Below are 6,903 nucleotides of genomic sequence, written 5' to 3'. Positions count from 1 at the left end.
AGCGTCCCCAGCGCCCCCGCCGGTCGGGGCCGCAGCAGGCGCAGCCGTACGACATGGCCTCGCTGTGCGCGGCCGCACACGGTACGGTCCCGCCGACCATCGTGGACCTCTGCGCGAGCACGTACGGATAGGCCCGGCGGGCGCCGCCGTGGCCGGTGGTGCGCGGGCGGGCCCCGGGCGCGGTCCGGACGACCTCGCGGTGTCACGGCCCTAGGAACTGACGGATCGTCAAGCTACCCTCCGCGGCATGATACCGACCGTTGTCTGGGGCACCGGCAACGTCGGCCGCGCGGCCATCCGCGCCGTCGCGGCCCATCCGGCGCTGACCCTGACCCATGTCCTCGTCCACCGTCCCGCCAAGGTCGGCCGGGACGCGGGCGACCTCGGCGGCCTCGGCCGCCCGCTCGGGGTCGCCGCCACCGACGACGTCGACGCCGTGCTGGCCACCGGACCGCGCGCCGTCGTGTACGCGGCCTCCGGCGACATCCGCCCGGACGACGCCCTCGCCGACGTCGTCCGGGCGGTCCGGGCCGGCGCGGTGGTCGTCACCCCGTCCCTCTATCCGCTCTACGACCCCCGCAACGCCCCGCCGGAGTTCCGCGATCCGGTCCTGGCGGCGATCGCCGAGGGCGGCGGCTCGCTCTTCGCCTCCGGCGTGGACCCCGGCTGGGGCAACGACGTCCTGCCGCTGCTGGTCAGCGGGCTGGGCAGCAGCGTGGACGCCGTGCGCTGCCAGGAGATCTTCGACTACTCGACGTACGACCAGGAGGACTCGGTCCGCCACCTGGTGGGCATGGGGCAGCCGATGGACCAGCAGCCGCCCATGTTGCTGGAGTCGGTGCCGACCATGGTGTGGGGTGGTCAGATCCGGCTGATGGCCAGGGCGTTGGGCGTGGAGCTGGACGAGATCCGCGAGACCTGCGCCCGGCGCCCGCTGGAGACCACGGTCACCACGGCCTCGATGGGCACGTTCGAGGCGGGCACCCAGGGCGCGGTGCGGTTCGAGGTGCAAGGGGTGGTCGGCGGGGAGCCGCGCATCGTCATCGAGCACGTCACCCGGATCCATCCGTCGTGCGCCCCGGACTGGCCGGTCCCGCCCGACGGGGTGGGCGCGCACCGGGTGGTGATCGAGGGCCGGCCGCGCATCGAGGTGACGGTGGAGGCCTCCGACGAGGACGGGAACCGGTCGGCGGGCGGCAACGCCACCGCGGTCGGCCGGCTGGTGGGCGCCGTCGACTGGTTGGTGGAGGCGGCGCCGGGGCTCTACGACGCACTGGACGTCCCGCTGCGGCCCGCGGTCGGACGGCTCGGCACGGCCGGACGGAGGACAGGATGAACATCGACATCCCCGAGGGGAAGCACCCGATCGAGTACGTCTGGGGCGAGATGGTCCCCGAGATCGGCACGGCCGCCTCCCACTTCTCGCTGGCGGTGTACGCGCACACCACGTTGGGGCTGCGCGAGTTCGAGGCGGCGCGGCTGCGCATCGCGCAGATCAACGGCTGCGCCTTCTGCCTGGACTGGCGCACCGAACGGGACGGGGAGAAGGTCGAGGAGGAGTTCGCGGACGCGGTGACGGCCTGGCGCACGACCGGGGCCTTCGACGAGCGCACCCGGCTGGCCGCCGAGTACGCCGAGCGGTACGCCCTGGACCACCACGGCCTGGACGAGGAGTTCTGGGAGCGGATGACGGCGCGGTACAGCCAGGCCGAGATCGTGGAGCTGACCATGAGCATCGGTTCCTGGCTGGCGTTCGGCCGGCTCAACCACGTGCTGGGGCTCGACAGCGTCTGCGTCCTGCCCACGCAGTGACGGCGGTGACGCACGGGCGCGCCGCGGCCCTTCGGTCGCGGCGCGCTCGTCGCCGTCGGGCCGTGCTCACAGGTCGGTGGCGATGATCCTCTCGATGTTCCGCTCGGCGAGGGCGGTGATCGTCACGAACGGGTTGACGCTGGTGTTGCCGGGGATCAGCGCTCCGTCGACGACGTAGAGGCCCGGGTGTCCGTGCAGGCGGCCGTAGTTGTCGGTGGCCTTGTTCAGCACGGCGCCGCCGAGCGGGTGGTAGGTGAGGTGGTCGCCCCAGATCTTGTCGGTGCCGAACAGGTCGGTGCGGTAGATCGTCCCCTCCCGCTCGTTGATCCTGTCGAAGATCGTCCGGGCCATGTCGATGGACGGCCGCTTCCAGGCCGTCTGCCAGTTGAGCTCGACCCGGCCGGCCGCGGCGTTCCAGGAGAACGCGGCGCGGTGCGGGTTCTTGGTGATCGACAGGTAGAAGGAGGCGTAGGTCTCGATCCCGGTGGGCAGGGGGGCGACCTCGGCGAACGCTCCCCCGGCGGCCCAGTTGTCGATGCCGGAGCAGGGGATGGACGACTGGACCTTGCCGGTGGGGTCCCACATGTGGTTGGCGCGGCCGCACATGACGTTGCCGTTCTCGCCCCAGCCCTTGCCGATCTCGTCGTTGAGGCCGGGCAGGGCGCCGGTGGCCTTCAGCTCGACCAGGAGCTTGCTGGTGCCGACGCTGCCCGCGGCGAAGAAGACCCGGTCGGCGGTGACCGTCTTGACGGCGGTGACGTCGCCGTTGGTGGCCAGCTGCTCCATGGTGACCGCGTAGCCGGCGCCGGGGCCGCCCGCGGGGGTCACCGACGTGACGCGGTGCAGCGGGGTGACGGTGACCTTGCCGGTGGCCGCGGCGCGGGCGAGGTAGGTCTTCTGCAGGGACTTCTTGCCGGCGTTGTTGCCGTAGAGGATCTCCCCGTCCAGCGCGGACTTCTGGACGGTGCCGGCCGCCTCCTGCTTCATGTAGTCCCAGTCGTAGACGTCGGGGACGAAGACGAACGGGAAGCCTGAGCGCTGGGCGTGCTTGCGGCCGACGCGGGCGTACCGGTAGCACTCCGCGGTCTCGAACCAGGCCGGGTCGACGGTGGCCACGCCCAGGCCGGCGTTGGCGCGCGGGTAGTAGGTGCGGTACATCTCCTCGGCGTCGACGGAGGGCAGCACGGCGGCGAAGTTCTCCCGCTTGGGCGTCACGGCCATGCCGCCGTTGACCAGGGAGCCGCCGCCGACGCCGCGGCCCTGGTAGACGACGATGCCGCCCATCTCCTCGGCGTCGAGGATGCCGGTGTAGCGCGGGACGTCCTTGTCGAGCGGGAAGCCGAGGAAGTTGCTGAGCGGGGCCTTGGTCCGGGTGCGCAGCCAGTACGAACGGAAGTCGGGCCTGGTGGTGTTGGCGAAGATCTTGCCGTCGGGGCCGGGGGTGTCCCAGGCCATGCCCTGCTCGACCATGTGCACGTCGACCCCGGCCTGGGCGAGGCGCAGGGCGGCGACGGAACCGCCGTAGCCGGTGCCGACGACCAGGGCCGGGACCCGGGCCCCGGTGTCGAGGGCGGCGGCGGACGGGGCGCGCCCGGCGAGGGCCACGGCGCCCAGAAGAGAACCTGTTCCTGCGATGAAGCGGCGACGGGAGATGCCTTGGGGAACGTCGCCAGTGGGGGTAGAGTCACTCATGTGAGCTTCCTCACTCGTGGCGGAATTGCAACAGGTTCTACTGCCGAGTGATAGCGAAGTCACTAGATACCAATTGGTAACTTTTGCCCCGTCGGACGGGTCGGATCAGGACAGCCGGCGCAGCGCCTCCGCGAGTTCGGGGGCGTGCGCGGCGAAGGGGCCGAGGTCCGTGGCGCGGGCGTACGCCGGGTGGTCGCGCCAGTGCGCCAGACGGTCCAGGTCGCGCACGCCGTGGTACGCCGACGGGCCCGCGGCCGGGACCGCCGCCGGGGTCGCCCGGCCGGCGGCCACGGCCGGCAGCTGCTCCTCGAACACCTGCTGGCAGGCGCGGATCCCGCGCAGCATGACCTGGTGGAAGCGGTCCTCGGGGCCGATCGGGAACCGGCGTTCGGCCAGCACCCGGCCGGTGTCGATCCCTGCGTCCACCTCGTGGAGCGTGGCGCCGTACTCGCGGTGCCCGTGCAGCACCGCATGGAGGACCGCCACCGAGGGCAGGCCCCGGTGACGGGGCAGCAGGCCGTTGTGGACGTTGTAGAGGCGCAGCCCCAGGGACAGCACCGGGGCGCGGAAGATCCGCTTGTTGTTGAGGGACCAGACGATGCCGTCGCCGGACGCGGCGGCCAGCGCCCCGGCGTGCGCGTTGACGTCCGCCCCGACGGCCAGGTGCGGTCCGGCCCCGGCGGCGTCCGCGGGGTCCGACGAACAGACCAGGTCGACCGGGTGGCCGCGGTCCGCGGCGTGGGCCACCGCGCGCCGGAGCAGGGCGCCGTCCCCGACGAAGATCACGCGACCGCCTCCGTCCGCGCGGCGCGGACCCGGGCGCACACCTGGCCGAGCGTCACCTCGCGCACCAGGCACTCCAGCCCGGCCATGAAGCGGCGGCCCTGATCGGGGTCGAGGAGGTCCGAGGAGACGGCGGTGAGCATCTCGACCAGGGCCAGCGAGTCGCCGCCCAGGGCCTGGAAGTCGGCCTCCGGGCCGAGCCCGGCCGCGTCCACCCCGAGCACCGCCGCCCAGTGGCCGGCCACCCGCTCCTCCAGTGCCGTGGGCGGCGGGGCCGCCGCGGGCCCGCTACGGGCGAAGGGGTCCGGGAGGGCGTCGAGGTCGGCCTTGCCGCTGACGGTGCTGGGCACGGAGTCGACGGTGACGACGTGCGCGGGCACCAGGTGCGGCGGGAGCACCCGGGTGAGGGCGCTGCGCAGCACCTCGGGCAGAGCCTCGGACGCCGCGTCGCGCGGGACGACGTACGCGCACAGCACCGGCCGCCGCCCGGCCGCTGCGGGCCGGTGGCGGACCGCCACCACGGCCCGGGCCACGGCGGGGTGCGCCTCCAGGGCGGCGACGACCTCGGCCGGCTCGACCCGGTGGCCGGCGATCTTCACCTGGCCGTCGATCCGCCCGGCGAACTCGACGGCCCCGCCGGGCAGTCGGCGGCCGAGGTCGCCGGTGCGGTAGGCGCGGCTGCCGTCGGGGCGGGTGACGAACGGCGAGGGCCGGTCCCCGGCCGGGCCGGTGTAACCACGGGCCACCTGGGGGCCGCTGACCACGATCTCGCCGGTGCGGCCGGCGTCGCCGGGGCCCGTGCCGATCGGGGTGCCGTCGCCGGCCAGGAGTTCGACGCGCGCTCCGGGGCCCGGCGTGCCGATGGGGATCGTGGCGGGGGCGCCGGAGCCGTCCGGCGGGACGTCCTCGGGACCGACCACGTGCGCCAGGCAGGCGACGGTGGCCTCGGTGGGCCCGTAGGCGTTGACGATCCGGCAGTCGGGTCCGAAACCGGCCCGGACCGTACGGACGGCCGCCGGGGTCAGCGGTTCACCGCCGAGCAGCAGCGTGCGCACGGTGGCGTCGCCGGGCTCGCCGAGCAGGGCCAGGTGGGACGGGGTGAGCGCGAGGGTGTCGGCGCGGTGCTCGATGAGCAGGCGGCGCAGCGTCGCCCGGGAGGGCGCGCCGGGCGCCAGGACGGTGGTGCCGCCCGCCAGGAGCGGGAGGAAGAGCGGGAAGCAGGAGATGTCGAAGGCGTAGGAGGAGGCGAAGCCGAAGCGGGTGCCGGGCGTGACCCGGCAGAGCCCGGTGGCCCAGCGGACGAAGGCGAGGAGGCTGCCGTGCTCGATCTGGACGCCCTTGGGCCGGCCGGTGGAGCCGGAGGTGTGCACGACGTAGGCCAGGTCCCCCGGGGCGGGGGCGGGCGGGGGGACCGCGGCGGGCGGGGCGGTGGGCACGTCCTCGACGGCAAGGAGGTCGCACGGGACGGACGGGGCGAGCGCGGGCCGCAGGTGCCGCTCGGTCAGGCAGAGGCCGACGCCGGCGGCTCGGAGCAGTTCGCGGATCCGTGGGCCGGGGTGGGCGGGGTCGAGCGGGACGAAGGCGGCGCCGGCCTTGAGGATGCCCCACAGCGCGGCGACCCCGGCCGGGGTCCGGTCGACGACCAGCCCGACGAGGTCCTCCCGCCCCAGCCCTCGGCGCCGTACCTCGGCGGCGACGGCGTCGGAGCGGCGGTCGAGCTCGGCGTAGGTGACGGGCCCGGCGGGCCCGTCCAGGGCCGGGGCCTGCGGGTGACGGGCCGCCCGGGCCCGGAACAGCGACACGACGGTGTCGGCCGGGGGGTTCGGGTCCTGCGGGGCCCGCGCCGAAGGCGCCACCGGGGCCGCCGCCCGCGGCGCCGCGGGCTCCGCCCGGACGGGGCTCGCGCTCGGCCCGGCCGGCGGGGCGGATGCGGTGGCGGTGGCGGTGGCGGTGAGCCGGGCCACGGTGTCGGACAGGAGGCGCTCGGCGTGGTCGAGGAGGTCGGGACCGCCGCGCAGGCCCAGGGTGAGTTCGGTGGTGGTGTCGGTCTCGGTGGCCACCCACGAGAGGGGCACCAGCGGGGCGTGGACCGGCAGGGCGTGGACGCTCTCGGCCGTGAAGCCGGCGCCGCAGAAGTCCGCCGGGTCGGTGCGGCCCAGGTGGGAGACCACGGCCGAGGCCAGGTGGCGGCCGGTGCGCCGGGTCGCGCCCTGGGCCGCGCGCAGCAGCAGGGCAAGGGCCGCCGGCGGCAGGAGGGCGAGGGCCTCCTCGAAGCCGCCCGCCAGTTCGCGGCCCTGCGCCAGGCCCGTGAGCAGCTCGGCGTGGGCCGAGGCCCAGTCGTCGCCGGGGCGCAGGTCGAGGAAGAGGGGAAGGGTCAAGTTGCCCGTCGACGCGGCGAGGGCCGGGTCGTGGCGGCGCAGGTCGACGGGGACCATCACCCGGGCGGCCCGGCCGCCGCTGTCGGTCAGCGCCTGCGCGAGCCGCGCGGTCAGGGCCGGGTACCGGCCGGGCAGCGTCCGGCGCAACCACCGGGCGCGCTCCGGGCCGTCACCGGCCGAACGGCCGCCCACCCCCGACCCGCCGAACGGGAGCCGGCCGAGCGCGGCAGCCCGGAGC

The 6,903-nt window shown here is 75.2% G+C and carries 5 protein-coding genes; 2 read left to right on the top strand and 3 right to left on the bottom strand.

The window, feature by feature from the left end; translation table 11 throughout:
• The first annotated feature begins 247 nt into the window (after positions 1 to 247).
• Together LG632_RS29105 and LG632_RS29100 are read left to right on the top strand one after the other, a co-directional pair.
• Complete coding sequence (locus LG632_RS29105) at positions 248 to 1,336, top strand: NAD(P)H-dependent amine dehydrogenase family protein (RefSeq protein WP_226730866.1); 1,089 nt, start codon at positions 248 to 250, stop codon at positions 1,334 to 1,336.
• Positions 1,333 to 1,812, top strand: coding sequence for a carboxymuconolactone decarboxylase family protein (locus tag LG632_RS29100; protein WP_226730864.1), 480 nt, complete (start codon positions 1,333 to 1,335; stop codon positions 1,810 to 1,812). The genes LG632_RS29105 and LG632_RS29100 overlap by 4 nt, the downstream gene beginning before the upstream one ends.
• Before the next feature lie 66 nt (positions 1,813 to 1,878).
• On the opposite strand, the gene LG632_RS29095 is transcribed toward LG632_RS29100, so the two are convergent.
• The 3 genes from LG632_RS29095 to LG632_RS29085 all read right to left on the bottom strand — a co-directional run.
• Positions 1,879 to 3,504, bottom strand: coding sequence for a GMC oxidoreductase (locus LG632_RS29095; protein WP_226730861.1), 1,626 nt, complete (start codon positions 3,502 to 3,504; stop codon positions 1,879 to 1,881).
• A 105-nt stretch (positions 3,505 to 3,609) separates the two neighbouring features.
• A complete protein-coding gene (locus LG632_RS29090; RefSeq protein WP_226730860.1) occupies positions 3,610 to 4,290 on the bottom strand; it encodes a formyltransferase family protein in 681 nt (226 codons plus the stop codon).
• Positions 4,287 to 6,903 (bottom strand): non-ribosomal peptide synthetase (locus tag LG632_RS29085; protein ID WP_226730859.1); only part of this gene is annotated, 2,617 nt, incomplete at its 5' end. The genes LG632_RS29090 and LG632_RS29085, both read right to left, overlap by 4 nt.

The sequence above is a fragment of the Streptomyces antimicrobicus genome, from assembly GCF_020532625.1.
GTDB lineage: Bacteria > Actinomycetota > Actinomycetes > Streptomycetales > Streptomycetaceae > Streptomyces > Streptomyces antimicrobicus.
This window is presented reverse-complemented; position numbering and strand designations above follow the sequence as displayed.

Excerpts from the sequence above, each read along its gene's own strand:
- LG632_RS29100 (WP_226730864.1), top strand. The coding sequence starts at position 1,333 with ATGAACATCGACATCCCCGAGGGGAAGCACCCGATCGAGTACGTCTGG.
- LG632_RS29095 (WP_226730861.1), bottom strand. The coding sequence starts at position 3,504 with ATGAGTGACTCTACCCCCACTGGCGACGTTCCCCAAGGCATCTCCCGT.
- LG632_RS29105 (WP_226730866.1), top strand. The coding sequence starts at position 248 with ATGATACCGACCGTTGTCTGGGGCACCGGCAACGTCGGCCGCGCGGCC.